The organism is Microbacterium altimontanum, assembly GCF_058349865.2.
In genome coordinates this window covers 172,345-185,108 of sequence record NZ_JBYRJB020000004.1, presented here as the reverse complement: position 1 = coordinate 185,108, position 12,764 = coordinate 172,345, and the positions used below count along the sequence as shown (strand labels likewise).

Sequence of the window (12,764 nt, the reverse complement as noted above, 5' to 3'; positions counted from 1 at the left end):
CGTCGGCCGAGTCCTTGCCGGAGGTCTTCTCTATGTCACGCGTTCACAACCTCCCAGGGAACTACACCTAGCGAGTCGCTGTCGATCCGGCAACCCCCTGCACTGCCCCGGCAGGCCGACTTAGCGTCGGCGGCAAGCGAAGGGAGTGGAGATGACCGACGCACAACGCGGCAACACCAAGCACGGGCCGAATCTTGACGAGCAGATGGAGCAGGAGACCCGCGGGATGGTCCAGGGGCATGGCAGTCCGCACGCCGAGCCGTTCCGTGAGACCGAGCCGCTGCCCGATGACACCGATGCGCCGGACGTCGAAGAGGCGTTCTGGGAAGACGAATCGGCCGCCGGCGGCGGCGCCAACGACGAGGATCAGCGACGGAATGACTGACACGGATGCCTTGACCAGCGTGCTGGCGGAGCCGGGCGACTGGACCTTCGCTTACATCGACGGGCACAGCGACGAGCCGACGCCGGCCGAGGAGGAGCGGCGGCGCAGCGTGCGCGACAGACTCGCGGATGCTGGAGCCCCACAGGGCGACATCGACGCCGTCGACGCCGTGCTGCGCGGCGACGCCGGCATGCCGAGCCCCTCCACGCTTTACCTTCTCGTCCGGGGCGGCGATGTCGTCGTCGACGAGAAGCTCACCGGTGCCCGGGTCGGGCCGGAGCGCGTCGGGCACGCGGTGCTCCCGCCCGTCCTTCCGCTCCTGCGGCATCGCGCGACCGACACCCGCTACCTCGTGGTCGAGGCGGGGCGCGAAGGAGCGCGCATCCGCAGCGAACGCGCAGGGCGCGCCGGCACGGGTGTCGACACCGAGATCGAGGGACGAACCGAAGACCTCCCGAAGGTGCAGGCGGGCGGTTGGTCGCATCTGCGCTACCAGGAACGCTCCGAGGAGATCTGGAAGCAGAATCAGGATGACGTCGCCGCGGCGGTGGATCGTCTCGTGCGCAGGGATCGTCCCCGCTTCGTGATCGTGTCGGGTGACGTGCGCGCGCGGCAGCTTCTCATCGATGCGCTCGCTCCCGCCTCGCGCGACCTCGTCGTGGAGGTCGACGCGCACACAAAGGCCGACGGCGCGGACGACACCGCGCTCGACGAGGCGATCGAACAGGCCCTGCAGGACGTGCAGCGCCAGGCGGAGGATTCCGCCCGCGACCGGGCTGCCATGGACGACGGCGCGCGCCGGGCGGCCGGAACCGCCGATGTGGTGGCGGCACTGCAGCAGGCCCAGGTCGACACACTGCTGCTCGACGCGCGGCTCATCGATCTCGACGCGCCGCTGGTCGCGCTCGACGCGGCGCCCTGGGTCTCGACGGCGGAGGAGCCCATGCCGGGCGCGCAGGAGGTCGCGCGTGTGGCGATGGCCGAGGCGCTCGCTCGGGCGGCGCTGCTGACCGATGCGCGGGTGCTCGTGGTGGGCGACGAGCCGGCCGAGGGTCAGCCGCGCCCCGACGGACCGGCAGAAGCGCCGGTCGCGTTGCTGCGCTGGACGGAGAATGCGGACTGAGAGAGGACAACAGGCAGTGAGGGGCGAGATGGACGAGTCGCAGAACGGTGCAGGGGAACCGCAGGACGGCAGTCAGGTGCACACCGAGCGGTCATTCCTGATGGACCAGCCACCGGCGAAGGTCGAGGATCACCCGGAGGGCGGTGAGGCCACGCGCCCGTCGGATCACCCGGAGAGCGATCAGGCGCCGAAGCCGAGCCAGGCCGAGGGGGAGGATCCGGACCACCCGGGCAAGGGCGAGGCGCTGGAGCAGGAGGGGCATCCGTCGCAGGCCGAGGGCGAGGACTTCTGAGACGGCGTCACACGGACGCATCCTCCGCATCGACCGACGTGGTCATGCCGTGATGTTGGCGCTGTCGCCGCCGGTCGCCGCGAAGCTCGTGCCGCTCACGATGCGGGCTTTCTCGGAGGCGAGGAACACCACGAGCGGAGCGACGTCCTCCGGCTGGAGCCAGGGCACGCCGAGCGGCAGCTTCTTCTGCCGAGCGGCCGCCGCTGTCTGCTCGTCCTTCTCGACGTCGCCCGTCGGCTCGTTGCCGCCGGTGCTGATCAGCTGCGCGTAGCGGTCTTCGTGCCGCGTCAACGCGGTGTCGATGAGGCCCGGGATCACGGCGTTCACGGTGATGCCGTACTGCCCGAGCTCGAGGGCTGCCGACTTCATGAGGCCGATGAGACCCCATTTCGAGGCCGAGTACCCGCTGCCGTTCAGCGTTCCGTGCTGGCCCTGCGTCGACGACGTGATGATGATCCGTCCTCCGCCGCGTTCCACGAGAAGCGGTGCAGCGGCGCGCAGCACGTTCGCCGTGCCGGTGAGGTTGATGTCGATCTGGTCGTGCCAGAGCTCATCGCTCATCTGCAGCAGGGGCGCGAATCCCTGGATCCCCGCGTTGGCGAAGACGACGTCGACGCCGCCGAACCGGCTCACGACTTCCGCGAATCCCGCGCGCACCGCCGGCAGATCGCGCTGATCGAAGACGAGCGGGAGCCACTCGGCACCGGCTCCCTCCACGAGCTCGCCGGTGTGCGCGAGGTCCTCGCGGGTCGCCGGTTCGTAGTCCATCACCGCGCTGGCCACGGCGGCGATGTCGGCACCGGCCACCCGGTATCCCGCCTGTGCGAATGCCACGGCGGTGGCGCGTCCGATTCCTCGTGCCGCCCCGGTGATCACGACGACTCGTCCCTCACCCATGATCTTCTCCTTCTCCCCTGCTCGTCTTCGCGTCTCGGGCGTGCGGCATCCAGGTGCCGTGGTCCTCGCGATCCGGGAGCGCGACATCATCGTTCTCGAGCCCACCGGCGGGCCCGAGGACCGTGTTCGCCTCGTCGGGGGCTTCTTCTTCGAACGCGCGCCGTGCTCTCTCCCGACGTTCCTGGGCGTCCTGGTCAAGCGTGCGGATGGTGCCGGTCTCGCTCACGGCGAGCCCATGGTGTGCCAGGATCTGGCGACGCTGATGGACGAGGAGATCGCGGTTGGCGTTCTGCGCGTCGATGAACATCGTGGTCTTGCCTGCGACCACGCGACGCGAGCGGCGGGACTCCCAGTACGGCTTGCCGATCAGCATCAGAATGATGCCCGCGACAGCGTACGCGGCCATCATGATGAGGCCGCGGGCGGCACCCGGACCGACGCCGTACACGGTGTGCTTGATCATCTCGGTGATGCCGCTTCCCACCACGACGTTATTGAGCCACGCGAAGGGCTGCGGCATCATCCACGGCGGGTATGCCGCACCGGATGCCGGGACCGAGAGGAACACGAAGACCACCATCGCGGGCAGAGCGATGAACCTGCCGAAGAAGTAGCTGAGGCCGTTGACGGCGAGACCGATCGCGACGATCCATCCCCAGGCCATGAGCACCAGCGGCCAGAAGTGCCCGTCGATCGCACCGATCACGGGACCGACCAGCAGGTTGGTGACGAGCGAAATCGCGAGGCCCAGCCCGACGATCACCGCGATGCGCGTGCGGTGCCCGAGCGGACCGCCCATGAGGCCGATGAACATGGCGGTCATGTAGCCGCCGATGCACCACGCGAGCATGAGGTACATCGCGGTCATCCCGAAGGCGTCATGCGGAGGAAGCGGCGCGAGGTCGTGGACCGTCACACCGGTCGCCTTCGCGCTGAGTGCCGGCACGAGTGAGCGTTGGAGCAGCGTCGATGCCTGTATCTGGTGAGCGCTTGCGACGTACAGGATGCGTTCGCCCGGGTCGTATGCGACGGCGGCCGCGCCGCTGCGCACGGCGTCCTGGGCTGCGGAAGCGGAGTCGTACTGGGTCAGGATGATGGAGCCGCCGACCGCGCGTTCGAGCGCGGACTCGAGTGCGGACTCGAGCGTCGGAGCGGAGCCGACCACGCCGATCGGCACGTCATGCGGAGACGGAGCGTGGAATGCGGCGACGTAGCAGACGCAGAACATCACGATGAAGAACAGCGGCATCCACAGCTGCAGGAGCACGAGCTGCAGCGACGGGTGCAGCGTCTGGAACCAGCGGCGGTATCCTTTCTCCTGTCCGTCCTTCTCCGCCATCGGCCGACTCCTCCCCGGCGACGTGCGCCGACGCGTCCAGCGTACGGCGGAAGGTGTCGATGCGAGCGCGCCCGAAATGTAGTGAGAGGCGGCTCGTTCTTCAACCCTCTGCCCTGTACGGCCCCGACCAGAGCAGTGTTGGGGTATGAACGGCATCATGACAGCGGCATTGGTCATCGACTGGACCCAGATGCCCACCTACAACACCATCATGTCGGTCGCTGCCGGCGCGGGCATGCTCACAATCGTGTGGCTCGCGCGAGCCTTGCAGCAGGGGAAACCCGTGCGGTTGGAAGGTTATGCGGTGACCTTCCTGGTGCTCGGGGCGGTCCTCACGATCACCGGGACACATATGACCCTCACCTGGCCGTTCGCGAAGTACTTCCCGTTCGACAACATCATCTTCGGCGAGCCGAGCCTCGGCTTCGGCGTCCTGCTGCTCGGGTGTGCCACCTTCCTCTGGCGACGCAAGACCGTTCCGGACACCGAAGATCGCGCGGGCGAGCTGGCTTCTGTCATCGCGCCGCTCGGCATCGTCATCGTGGGCCTCGGCCTGGCGCTGGGCGCGATCGCGTTCGCGGGCCTGATCTTCCAGCTCTTCGCCGCGCCACCCGAGGAACCCATCAGTGGCGCGTTTGCGCAGTGGCCGTGGGTGGAGGCGACGTTCATGTCGGGCATGTTCGGTGTCACTGGGATCGGGGCAGTGCTGTTCCCGCTCGCGTTGCGTGGATTACATACGGGAGCGCCGCGGACAGTGTGGCAGTGGATCGTGGGGATCTGCATCGGCCTGCCCGGCCTCGGCTTCTTCCTGTTCGGCGCACTCAACTTCTTCACACACATCGGCCTCATCGTCCACACGATGGGCTGAGCATGTGAGGACGTCCGTGCCAGGCGGTCGGGCATCCGATACCGCGGGCGCAGCGTGTCAGCCTGCTTCTCGGCGGTCAGACCTGCTTCCGACGTACGGCGGCAGGCGTCCTCGCTTAGTGGGACTTGCGCAGTGGCCGCTGCCCGCATGCCGGAGAGCGGTCAGCTCACCCCACGGTTCGGATGAGCCACTCCTGCTCGCGGTACGCCTCGTCCTGCGGCTCGGGGACCGCCGAGACATCCACCAGTTCCGTCGTCTGATCCAAGGCGATCGGCGGTTCCAGATGGCGGTAGCGCGACCGGGCATCCTCGTCCGATGGGTCCTTCATGACCCCATCGTAGCTTCACGCCGCGCAAATCCGCACAGGAGGCCCTGCAGGCGGAGTGGACCTGCTCGATCCTCCCACCGACCGCGGTGCGTCGTCGAAGGCGGGCGAACAAACCGAAAAACCCCGGAGGACCGGGCTATTGGTGGACCTGAGGGGACTCGAACCCCTGACCCCCTGCATGCCATGCAGGTGCGCTACCAGCTGCGCCACAGGCCCAGATTTCGCTCCGGATCTCTCCGGAGCAACCCGTTCAGATTACTACATCCGAAAGCCGGGACGAAATCGAGCGGTCACTCGGCGGTGACCGTCGCCGCATCCTCGATCGGGACCACCGGACAGTCCTTCCAGAGCCGCTCGAGGCCGTAGTAGATGCGCTCCTCATCGTGGAACACATGCACCACGAGGTCACCGAAGTCCAGCAGCACCCACCGGGCCTCCTGGCGCCCCTCGCGCCGCAGACGCTTGTGGCCGGCCTCGAGGAGCTTGTCCTCCACCTCGTCGGCGATCGCCGCGACATTGCGCTCGCTGCGACCCGACACGACGAGGAAGATGTCGACGAGCGGCAGCGGCTCCGAGACGTCGAGCGCCACCAGGTCCTCACCGACCTTGGACTGCGCCGCGTGCGCCGCGATCTGCAGCATCTCCACCGCCTGCGCGGTCGCAGTCACGAAATCACTCCGCTCGCGAGGGCGTAGACGAGCACGCCCACGAGAGCCAGCGCGAGAACTCCCGCCGTGATCGCGAGGGACAGCATGAGCTTGCTGCCCTTCTCGGGTGCCGGCGGCTGGATGATGTCCTGGTTGGCCTTGATGGTGCTGACCGCCGCGCTCGCGGCGATCGGCGTGGGCGACGAGTGAGCCGGCAGCTCGCCGTCGACGAGCACGGCGTCGGCCTCACGTCCGTCGGCGGTTCCCCGCGCGTGACCCGTCGAGCCCAGCCCCTCGGGCAGCGCGAACGTGCCCGTGACGAGCACCTCGCCCGTGCCGTCGATCGGAGCGACGAGCGGAGCGACGGATGCGTGCGACATGATGAGGGCGCTGGATGCCGAGACCGAGCCGGTCGTGTCGACGTCGCGCGCGAGCAGCTGCTCGAAGGACGAGGCGGACTGCGCCGTCGCGGTCTGGCCCGTGAGCAGACCCGCCCCGAACATCGGGTTGAGCACTGCCCGGTCGGCGACCGGCTTGGAGGACGCGGCTTCGGGTGCCGGTGCCAGCGCCTCGGGCTCGGAGGTCTCGAGGCGGTCGAACAGCTCGCCGACCTCGTCTGCACTGCCGGTCTCGGACGTGCCCTGCTGGGGTGCCGGCGCCTCCGACTCCATGACCGAGGTGCGGGCGCCGGTGAGTGTCGGCGCCGGGCCAATCTGCGAGGAGGCGATGTCAGGGCTGATGACGGGCACCGACGCGGTGCGGATGCGCTCCTGCTGGCGCGCCTGGCGTCGCGTCAGCGGCGAGGCGCCCAGGTCGACGCTCGCGTCGGGAACCGGCGCCGTGTGGACGGCAGCGGGCTCGGCCGGGCGTGCAAGCGGGGCCGCGGCCTGCTTCGCCGCATCCGCGGGTCTTGCCGGCGCAGTCGCCTCTTCGCCCGCGCGCTTGTCGGCCGTCGCGTCGTCGGCCTCGGTCGCGGAGGCGTGCTCCGTCGACTGGCCGCCTTCGGCGGCGTCGGTGCGTGCCTCGCCGTCGGCCGGCTGCTCTCCGCTCGCCTGCCCCGTGGGCGACGCGTCGTCAGTCGCCTCCGGCGCGACGATGATCGAGGTCGCGCCGGTGTTCCGCAGCTCGCGCAGCTGTCTGCGGGTCAGCGGCGGAGTGTCAGGCTCATCGGGTGTGCTCATGCCTTGCTCCGGTAAAGATGATGCTTCGCAATGTACTGGACGACCCCATCCGGCACGAGGTACCACACCGGGTGGCCCTCACGCACACGCTCCCGACAGTCCGTCGAGGAGATCGCCAACGCGGGGATCTCGAGCTGGCTGACGTCGTCGCTCGGGAGGCCGTCCGTGTTCAACACGTGCCCGGGCCTCGAGACCGCGACGAAATGGGCGAGATCCCACAGTTCATCATGGTCCCTCCAACTGAGAATTTGCGCTACGGCGTCGGCTCCCGAGATGAAGAAGAGTTCGGCGTCAGGTCGCTCCGCTTTGAGGTCGCGCAGCGTGTCAATCGTGTACGTCAGCCCGCCGCGGTCGATGTCGACCCGACTCGTCGTGAACTGGGGGTTGGATGCCGTGGCGATGACCGTCATGAGGTACCGGTGCTCGCTCGAGGTGACCTCGTGCTTCTGCCACGGCCTCCCGGTCGGCACGAACACGACCTCGTCGAGGTCGAACGACTGTGCCACCTCGGATGCCGCCACCAGGTGCCCATGGTGGATGGGATCGAACGTCCCGCCCATCACCCCGACGCGGGGCGCTCGCGTCGCCGTCATCGGGATGGGCCTAGTGGCCGTGCCCCGTCCGCTGCAGTTCGGCGTCGTGCTCGCGGGCGTAGGCCTCCGCCTTCGACGAGTGGCGGTTCGAGACGTTGCGGTAGGAAAGCGTGACGATCGCCAGTGCGAAGAAGACCACGATCGCCACGATGGGGTACCAGATCGTCTCCAGCATGATGTTGCCGGAGTGCTCGGCCTCTTCAGCGGCGAGGGCGATCAGCGAGGCGAAGGTCATCGGTACTCCGTTTCACAGGTTGGGCGGCGCGGCTGAAGCGCCGTGACACAGTCTAGGCGCTCACGCGCGCACTTGCCCGGCGCCCCGCGCCAGCCACTTGCTGCTCGTCAGCTCCGCCAGACCCATCGGTCCGCGCGCATGCAGCTTCTGCGTCGAGATCCCCACTTCCGCACCGAAGCCGAACTCGCCGCCGTCGGTGAACCGGGTCGACGCGTTCGCCATCACCACCGCCGAATCCACCTCCGCCAGGAAGCGCTCGGCGTTCCCGTCGTCGGCCGTGATGATCGACTCGGTGTGGTGGGTGGAGTACTGCCGGATGTGCGCGAGCGCCGCGTCGAGGTCGTCCACGACCCGCATCGACAGGTCGAGCGTCAGGTGCTCCAGGGCCCAGTCGTCGTCGGTCGCGGGAACGACACCCGCTGCCAGCGCCGCGGTGCTCTCGTCACCGTGCACTGTCACCCCGGCATCCTGGAGCGCCGCCACCACGGGGCCGACCAGGCGATCCGCCGCCGCACGGTGCACGAGCACCGTCTCGACCGCGTTGCACACGCTCGGGCGCTGCGCTTTCGCGTTCACGACGATGTCGCGTGCCCACTCGAGCGGCGCCGACTCGTCGAGGACGATGTGCACGACTCCCGCGCCGGTCTCGATCACCGGTACGGTCGACTCGGTCACCACGGTCTCGATCAGCTGGGCGCTCCCCCGCGGGACGAGCACGTCGATGAGGCCACGGGCGGTCATCAGCTCGCGCGCCCCCTCGCGGCCGAAGTCGTCGAGCGTCTGCACCGCTTCGGGATCGATCCCCGACGCCGCCAGCGCGGCGCGGATGGCGGCGACGAGGGCCGCATTCGTGTGCTGCGCCGCCGTTCCCCCGCGCAGCACGACAGCGTTGCCCGAGCGCAGCGCGACGGCGCAGATGTCCACCGTCACGTTGGGACGTGCTTCGTAGATGGCGCCGACGACGCCGAACGGCACCGCGACCTTCTGCAGCTGCACGCCGTTCGGCAGCGTGCGCTCGTCGAGCACGCGGCCGACCGGATCGGGCAGGGCCGCCACGTCGCGGACCGCGGCCGCGAGGGCCGCCACGCGCGTCTCGTCGAGGCGCAGGCGATCCTGCAGACCCTCGGCGAGACCCGTCTCGCGTCCGTGGGCGAGATCCCGCTCATTCGCCGCGACGATGGCTGCGGCATCCCGCTCCACCGCATCCGCGATCGCCAGCAGCGCGTCGCGCTTGCGCTCATCGCCGAGCAGGCCCACCTGACGGGCCGCTTCCTTCGCGCGGCTCAGTCGTTCGCGGGCGGTGGCGGCGGGCTCGGTCATCGGCTCAGTCTATCCAGCGGCCGCATCCGGCCCCGGCTGGGCGCCCGTTTGTGACACCGCACTCAGCGGTCCCGTGAGCGGCTGGTCGACCGGAGCCGGATTCGGGGCGAACCAGGTGCCCACGTGGGCGCCGGACAGCGCCTCGGCGACGAGGTCGGCGCTCGTGACAAGCGCTCCGATACCGGATGCCGCGGCGAGGCGCGCGGCCGACACCTTGGTCGCCGCTCCCCCGGTGCCGACACTGTTGACCACGACCGCGCCGAACTCGAAGCCGCCCAGGTCCTGCCCGTACCCGACATGGTCGATGGGCCGGGCACCCGGCTGCTCGGGCGGCCGCGTGTACAGCGCCTCGATGTCGCTGAGCAGCACGAGGGCGTCGGCGTGCACGAGGCGGGCGACGAGGGCGGCGAGCCGGTCGTTGTCGCCGAACCGGATCTCGTGGGTCGCGACGGTGTCGTTCTCGTTCACGATCGGCAGGATGCGCAGATTGAGCAGCCGCTCCATCGCCCGCTGCGCGTTCGACCGGTGCACGCGGTTCTCGAGATCACCGGCGGTGAGCAGCACCTGACCCGCGACGATGCCGTACTCCCGCAGGGCCGCCTGGTAGCGGTAGATGAGGACGTTCTGGCCCACCGCGGCTGCCGCCTGCTGGGTGGCGAGGTCATTCGGGCGCGTGGTGAGGCGCAGGTGCGGCATGCCGGTCGCGATCGCACCGGACGACACCAGCACGACCTCGGTTCCCCGGCCGTGGGCGGCCGCGAGGGCCGCGACCAGCGACGGGATGCTGGCGGCCTTGTCGCCGCTGATCGACGAGGAGCCGACCTTCACCACGATCCGACGGGCGCCGGGCAGTTCCGACCGGCCGAGGGCGGTCATCCCTCCTCCTCGTCGGCCCGCTCGATGCGCTCCGCCTCCAGCTCCGCGCGGGCGGCGGCCTTCGCATCCATCCGCTCGTGGTAGCGCTCGCGGCGCTCGGCCGTCGTGCGCCGCGCGTTCGGGTCGAGCCGCGGATCGGAGCCGCGCGGGGCGACCATGACCTCCGCGGCCGACGTGAGCGAGGGCTGCCAGTCGAAGACGACGCCGTCGCCGGGTCCGATGACGACCGTGGCGCCGGGGATGGCACCGGCCTTGTAGAGCTGATCGTCGACGCCGATCTTGTCGAGGCGATCGGCGAGGAATCCGACGGCCTCGTCGTTCTGAAAGTCGGTCTGCTGCACCCAGCGCTCCGGCTTCTCACCGAGGATGCGGTACAGCGACCCGTACGTCCCACCCTCCACGCGCACCTCGAACTCCCGCTGCGACCCGCGCGGACGGATGACGATGCGCGGCGCGGCGGGCTTGTGGGCCTGCTCCAGGCGATGCTGCGCGATGATCTCGCCCAGGGCGAAGCTCAGCTCCCGGAGTCCGGCGTGGCTGACGGTCGAGATCTCGAAGACGCGGTAGCCCTGCGCCTCGAGCTCCGGGCGGACGAGGTCGGCGAGATCCTTCGCCTCCGAGACGTCGACCTTGTTCAGCGCGATCAGCTGCGGTCGCTCGAGCAGCGGCACCTGGCCCTCGGGCACGGGGTACGCGGCGAGCTCGGCGCGGATGACGTCGAGGTCGGTGAGCGGGTCGCGGCCGGGTTCCAGGGTCGCGCAGTCGAGCACGTGCACGAGTGCCGTGCAGCGCTCGACGTGGCGCAGGAACTCGAGGCCGAGCCCCTTCCCCTCGCTCGCGCCCTCGATGAGGCCGGGGACGTCGGCGATCGTGAACCGGACCTCGCCGGCCTGCACGACACCGAGGTTCGGGTGAAGCGTCGTGAACGGGTAGTCGGCGATCTTCGGGCGAGCGGCCGAGACCGCGGCGATGAGGCTCGACTTGCCCGCAGACGGGAAGCCGACGAGCGCGACGTCGGCGACGGTCTTCAGCTCGAGGACGACATCGCCCTCCCACCCGGGTGTCCCGAGCAGGGCGAAGCCAGGCGCCTTGCGCTTCGTGTTGGCGAGGGCAGCGTTCCCGAGGCCGCCGCGACCGCCCGGGGCGGCGACGAAGCGCATCCCGGGCTCGATCATGTCGACGAGGACCTCACCGTCGGCGTCGCGCACCACCGTGCCGACGGGGACCGGCAGCTCGAGGGACTCGCCGAGCGCTCCCGAGCGGTTGTCGCCCATGCCGAAGCCGCCGTTGCCCGCGGCGCGGTGCGGCGAGTGGTGGTACGACAGCAGCGTCGTCACCTGCGGATCGGCCACAAGCACGACGTCGCCGCCGTTGCCGCCGTTGCCCCCGTCGGGGCCGGCGAGCGGCTTGAACTTCTCACGACGAACCGACACGCAGCCGTTGCCGCCCTTGCCCGCACGCAGGTGCAGCGTGACGCGGTCGACGAAGGTGACCATCGCGTGCCTCGATTCTGTCGGTGAGATGAAGTGAGGGGCGGGCCGAAGCCCGCCCCTCACGAGAACTATCGCGTACGAACCCGCATCACTCCGCGGCCGCGACGATGTTGACGACCTTGCGGCCGCCCTTGCTGCCGAACTCGACGGCGCCCGCCGAGAGTGCGAACAGCGTGTCGTCGCCACCACGTCCGACGTTCACGCCGGGGTGGAAGTGCGTGCCGCGCTGCCGGACGATGATCTCGCCGGCGCTGACGACCTGGCCGCCGAAGCGCTTGACGCCGAGTCGCTGGGCGTTGGAATCGCGGCCGTTGCGGGTGGAGCTTGCGCCCTTCTTGTGTGCCATCTCTGGGTCTCCCTCTGGCCCTACTTGATTCCGGTGACCTTGACGCGCGTGAGGTCCTGACGGTGCCCCTGGCGCTTCTTGTAACCGGTCTTGTTCTTGAACTTCTGGATCACGATCTTCGGGCCGCGCTCCTCGCCGAGGACCTCCGCCGTCACCGTGACCTTCGCGAGCTTCGCGGCGTCGCTGGTCACGGCGTCGCCGTCGACCAGGAGGACGGCGGGCAGCTCGAGCGTCTCGCCGACCTTCGCCTGCTGGCGGTCGAGGACGACGATCGTGCCGACCTCCACCTTCTCCTGCCGGCCGCCGGCGCGCACAACTGCGTAAACCACTTCACACCTGTTTCGTCTGGGAGCGCACGGCTCCGATTGTCTTGCGAGACTCTGCTCTCTTGCGAGGCTGCGCTCTTGGGAAAGTCGAGGTCATGGTGCGGGCGACCCGGGCGAAGGGCCGGTCGACGCACACCATCACGATGGCGCGACGGGACGCACCGAGGATCTACTTTACCGGATGCAGCGGATGCTGGCAAAAGGACCCTCCTGCGTGTCGCCACCTAGGATCGAGCATGTGGCGATCCTGATCGACGACCCGCTCTGGCCGGCACACGGGCGCCTGTGGGCGCACCTGGTCACCGACACGTCGTTCGACGAGCTACACGCCTTCGCGCACGCGAACGCCATCCCGCGCCGCGCCTTCGATCTGGACCACTACGACGTACCCGAAGAGGCCCACGCCCGGCTCGTGGCCGCCGGCGCCGAGCACGTGAGCGGTCACGAGCTCGTGCGCCGGCTGATCGCCTCCGGCCTGAGGATCAAGGCGCGCGATCGGCGCTGATCCGCCGCCG

Annotated in this window: 17 protein-coding genes and 1 tRNA gene; 5 read left to right on the top strand and 13 right to left on the bottom strand. The window is 69.5% G+C overall.

All coding sequences use genetic code 11. The features are described from left to right. Positions 1 to 151 precede the first annotated feature (151 nt). The 3 genes from AC3RX1_RS08180 to AC3RX1_RS08170 are packed head-to-tail and all read left to right on the top strand — an operon-like array spanning position 152 to position 1,800. Positions 152 to 385, top strand: a complete 234-nt coding sequence (locus AC3RX1_RS08180) for a hypothetical protein (RefSeq protein ID WP_491500734.1) — start codon at positions 152 to 154, stop codon at positions 383 to 385. Continuing rightward, positions 378 to 1,508 (top strand): baeRF2 domain-containing protein, encoded by a 1,131-nt coding sequence (locus AC3RX1_RS08175; protein WP_491500733.1) that lies wholly within the window; start codon positions 378 to 380, stop codon positions 1,506 to 1,508. The genes AC3RX1_RS08180 and AC3RX1_RS08175 overlap by 8 nt, the downstream gene beginning before the upstream one ends. Before the next feature lie 28 nt (positions 1,509 to 1,536). Further along, entirely contained in the window at positions 1,537 to 1,800 is a 264-nt protein-coding gene (locus tag AC3RX1_RS08170; protein ID WP_491500732.1) for a hypothetical protein, read from the top strand. Between the two features lie 42 nt (positions 1,801 to 1,842). Here AC3RX1_RS08170 and AC3RX1_RS08165 read toward each other — a convergent pair whose 3' ends face one another. Together AC3RX1_RS08165 and AC3RX1_RS08160 are read right to left on the bottom strand one after the other, a co-directional pair. Continuing rightward, the gene (locus AC3RX1_RS08165) at positions 1,843 to 2,697 is read right to left on the bottom strand and encodes an SDR family NAD(P)-dependent oxidoreductase (RefSeq protein ID WP_491500731.1); all 855 of its coding nucleotides are present in this window, start codon (positions 2,695 to 2,697) and stop codon (positions 1,843 to 1,845) included. Next, the gene (locus tag AC3RX1_RS08160) at positions 2,690 to 4,036 is read right to left on the bottom strand and encodes an ABC transporter permease (RefSeq protein ID WP_491500730.1); all 1,347 of its coding nucleotides are present in this window, start codon (positions 4,034 to 4,036) and stop codon (positions 2,690 to 2,692) included. Before AC3RX1_RS08160 ends, AC3RX1_RS08165 begins: the two co-directional genes overlap by 8 nt. A 145-nt stretch (positions 4,037 to 4,181) precedes the next feature. On the opposite strand from AC3RX1_RS08160, the gene AC3RX1_RS08155 reads away from it, so the two are divergent. Further along, positions 4,182 to 4,904 (top strand): DUF981 family protein, encoded by a 723-nt coding sequence (locus AC3RX1_RS08155; protein WP_491500729.1) that lies wholly within the window; start codon positions 4,182 to 4,184, stop codon positions 4,902 to 4,904. A 166-nt stretch (positions 4,905 to 5,070) separates the two neighbouring features. On the opposite strand, the gene AC3RX1_RS08150 is transcribed toward AC3RX1_RS08155, so the two are convergent. From AC3RX1_RS08150 to rplU, 11 genes are all read right to left on the bottom strand, one after another. Next, the gene (locus tag AC3RX1_RS08150; RefSeq protein WP_491500728.1) at positions 5,071 to 5,232 is read right to left on the bottom strand and encodes a hypothetical protein; all 162 of its coding nucleotides are present in this window, start codon (positions 5,230 to 5,232) and stop codon (positions 5,071 to 5,073) included. Positions 5,233 to 5,372: 140 nt separating this feature from the next. Next, positions 5,373 to 5,448 (bottom strand) — tRNA-Ala (locus AC3RX1_RS08145). A gap of 74 nt (positions 5,449 to 5,522) precedes the next feature. Beyond that, the gene (gene rsfS, locus AC3RX1_RS08140) at positions 5,523 to 5,900 is read right to left on the bottom strand and encodes a ribosome silencing factor (protein ID WP_491500727.1); all 378 of its coding nucleotides are present in this window, start codon (positions 5,898 to 5,900) and stop codon (positions 5,523 to 5,525) included. Beyond that, a complete protein-coding gene (locus AC3RX1_RS08135) occupies positions 5,897 to 7,060 on the bottom strand; it encodes a hypothetical protein (protein WP_491500726.1) in 1,164 nt (387 codons plus the stop codon). The genes rsfS and AC3RX1_RS08135 overlap by 4 nt, the downstream gene beginning before the upstream one ends. Next, positions 7,057 to 7,653, bottom strand: a complete 597-nt coding sequence (nadD, locus tag AC3RX1_RS08130; RefSeq protein ID WP_491500725.1) for a nicotinate-nucleotide adenylyltransferase — start codon at positions 7,651 to 7,653, stop codon at positions 7,057 to 7,059. Before nadD ends, AC3RX1_RS08135 begins: the two co-directional genes overlap by 4 nt. 10 nt (positions 7,654 to 7,663) lie before the next feature. Then, complete coding sequence (locus tag AC3RX1_RS08125) at positions 7,664 to 7,888, bottom strand: hypothetical protein (RefSeq protein ID WP_491500724.1); 225 nt, start codon at positions 7,886 to 7,888, stop codon at positions 7,664 to 7,666. Positions 7,889 to 7,948: 60 nt separating this feature from the next. Then, positions 7,949 to 9,208 (bottom strand): glutamate-5-semialdehyde dehydrogenase, encoded by a 1,260-nt coding sequence (locus tag AC3RX1_RS08120; RefSeq protein WP_491500723.1) that lies wholly within the window; start codon positions 9,206 to 9,208, stop codon positions 7,949 to 7,951. A gap of 9 nt (positions 9,209 to 9,217) precedes the next feature. Continuing rightward, entirely contained in the window at positions 9,218 to 10,084 is an 867-nt protein-coding gene (gene proB, locus AC3RX1_RS08115) for a glutamate 5-kinase (protein WP_491500722.1), read from the bottom strand. Continuing rightward, positions 10,081 to 11,580, bottom strand: coding sequence for a GTPase ObgE (obgE, locus tag AC3RX1_RS08110; protein ID WP_491500721.1), 1,500 nt, complete (start codon positions 11,578 to 11,580; stop codon positions 10,081 to 10,083). Before obgE ends, proB begins: the two co-directional genes overlap by 4 nt. An 85-nt stretch (positions 11,581 to 11,665) precedes the next feature. Beyond that, positions 11,666 to 11,923 carry a 50S ribosomal protein L27 gene (rpmA, locus tag AC3RX1_RS08105; protein WP_491500720.1) on the bottom strand — a complete coding sequence of 86 codons (258 nt, stop codon included), beginning with the start codon at positions 11,921 to 11,923 and terminating at the stop codon, positions 11,666 to 11,668. Between the two features lie 20 nt (positions 11,924 to 11,943). Next, positions 11,944 to 12,252, bottom strand: coding sequence for a 50S ribosomal protein L21 (gene rplU / locus AC3RX1_RS08100; RefSeq protein WP_491500719.1), 309 nt, complete (start codon positions 12,250 to 12,252; stop codon positions 11,944 to 11,946). A gap of 235 nt (positions 12,253 to 12,487) precedes the next feature. Between rplU and AC3RX1_RS08095 the strand changes: the two genes are divergently transcribed. Further along, positions 12,488 to 12,754 (top strand): DUF4031 domain-containing protein, encoded by a 267-nt coding sequence (locus tag AC3RX1_RS08095; protein WP_491500718.1) that lies wholly within the window; start codon positions 12,488 to 12,490, stop codon positions 12,752 to 12,754. The last annotated feature ends 10 nt before the right edge of the window (positions 12,755 to 12,764 follow it).

Bases quoted from the DNA above. Each gene is read 5' to 3' on its own strand.
- AC3RX1_RS08120 (WP_491500723.1), bottom strand. From the start codon at position 9,208: ATGACCGAGCCCGCCGCCACCGCCCGCGAACGACTGAGCCGCGCGAAG.
- AC3RX1_RS08150 (WP_491500728.1), bottom strand. From the start codon at position 5,232: ATGAAGGACCCATCGGACGAGGATGCCCGGTCGCGCTACCGCCATCTG.
- AC3RX1_RS08160 (WP_491500730.1), bottom strand. From the start codon at position 4,036: ATGGCGGAGAAGGACGGACAGGAGAAAGGATACCGCCGCTGGTTCCAG.
- AC3RX1_RS08165 (WP_491500731.1), bottom strand. From the start codon at position 2,697: ATGGGTGAGGGACGAGTCGTCGTGATCACCGGGGCGGCACGAGGAATC.
- AC3RX1_RS08175 (WP_491500733.1), top strand. From the start codon at position 378: ATGACTGACACGGATGCCTTGACCAGCGTGCTGGCGGAGCCGGGCGAC.
- obgE (WP_491500721.1), bottom strand. From the start codon at position 11,580: ATGGTCACCTTCGTCGACCGCGTCACGCTGCACCTGCGTGCGGGCAAG.
- rpmA (WP_491500720.1), bottom strand. From the start codon at position 11,923: ATGGCACACAAGAAGGGCGCAAGCTCCACCCGCAACGGCCGCGATTCC.
- AC3RX1_RS08125 (WP_491500724.1), bottom strand. From the start codon at position 7,888: ATGACCTTCGCCTCGCTGATCGCCCTCGCCGCTGAAGAGGCCGAGCAC.
- AC3RX1_RS08180 (WP_491500734.1), top strand. From the start codon at position 152: ATGACCGACGCACAACGCGGCAACACCAAGCACGGGCCGAATCTTGAC.
- AC3RX1_RS08135 (WP_491500726.1), bottom strand. From the start codon at position 7,060: ATGAGCACACCCGATGAGCCTGACACTCCGCCGCTGACCCGCAGACAG.
- AC3RX1_RS08155 (WP_491500729.1), top strand. From the start codon at position 4,182: ATGAACGGCATCATGACAGCGGCATTGGTCATCGACTGGACCCAGATG.
- AC3RX1_RS08170 (WP_491500732.1), top strand. From the start codon at position 1,537: ATGGACGAGTCGCAGAACGGTGCAGGGGAACCGCAGGACGGCAGTCAG.
- nadD (WP_491500725.1), bottom strand. From the start codon at position 7,653: ATGACGGCGACGCGAGCGCCCCGCGTCGGGGTGATGGGCGGGACGTTC.
- proB (WP_491500722.1), bottom strand. From the start codon at position 10,084: ATGACCGCCCTCGGCCGGTCGGAACTGCCCGGCGCCCGTCGGATCGTG.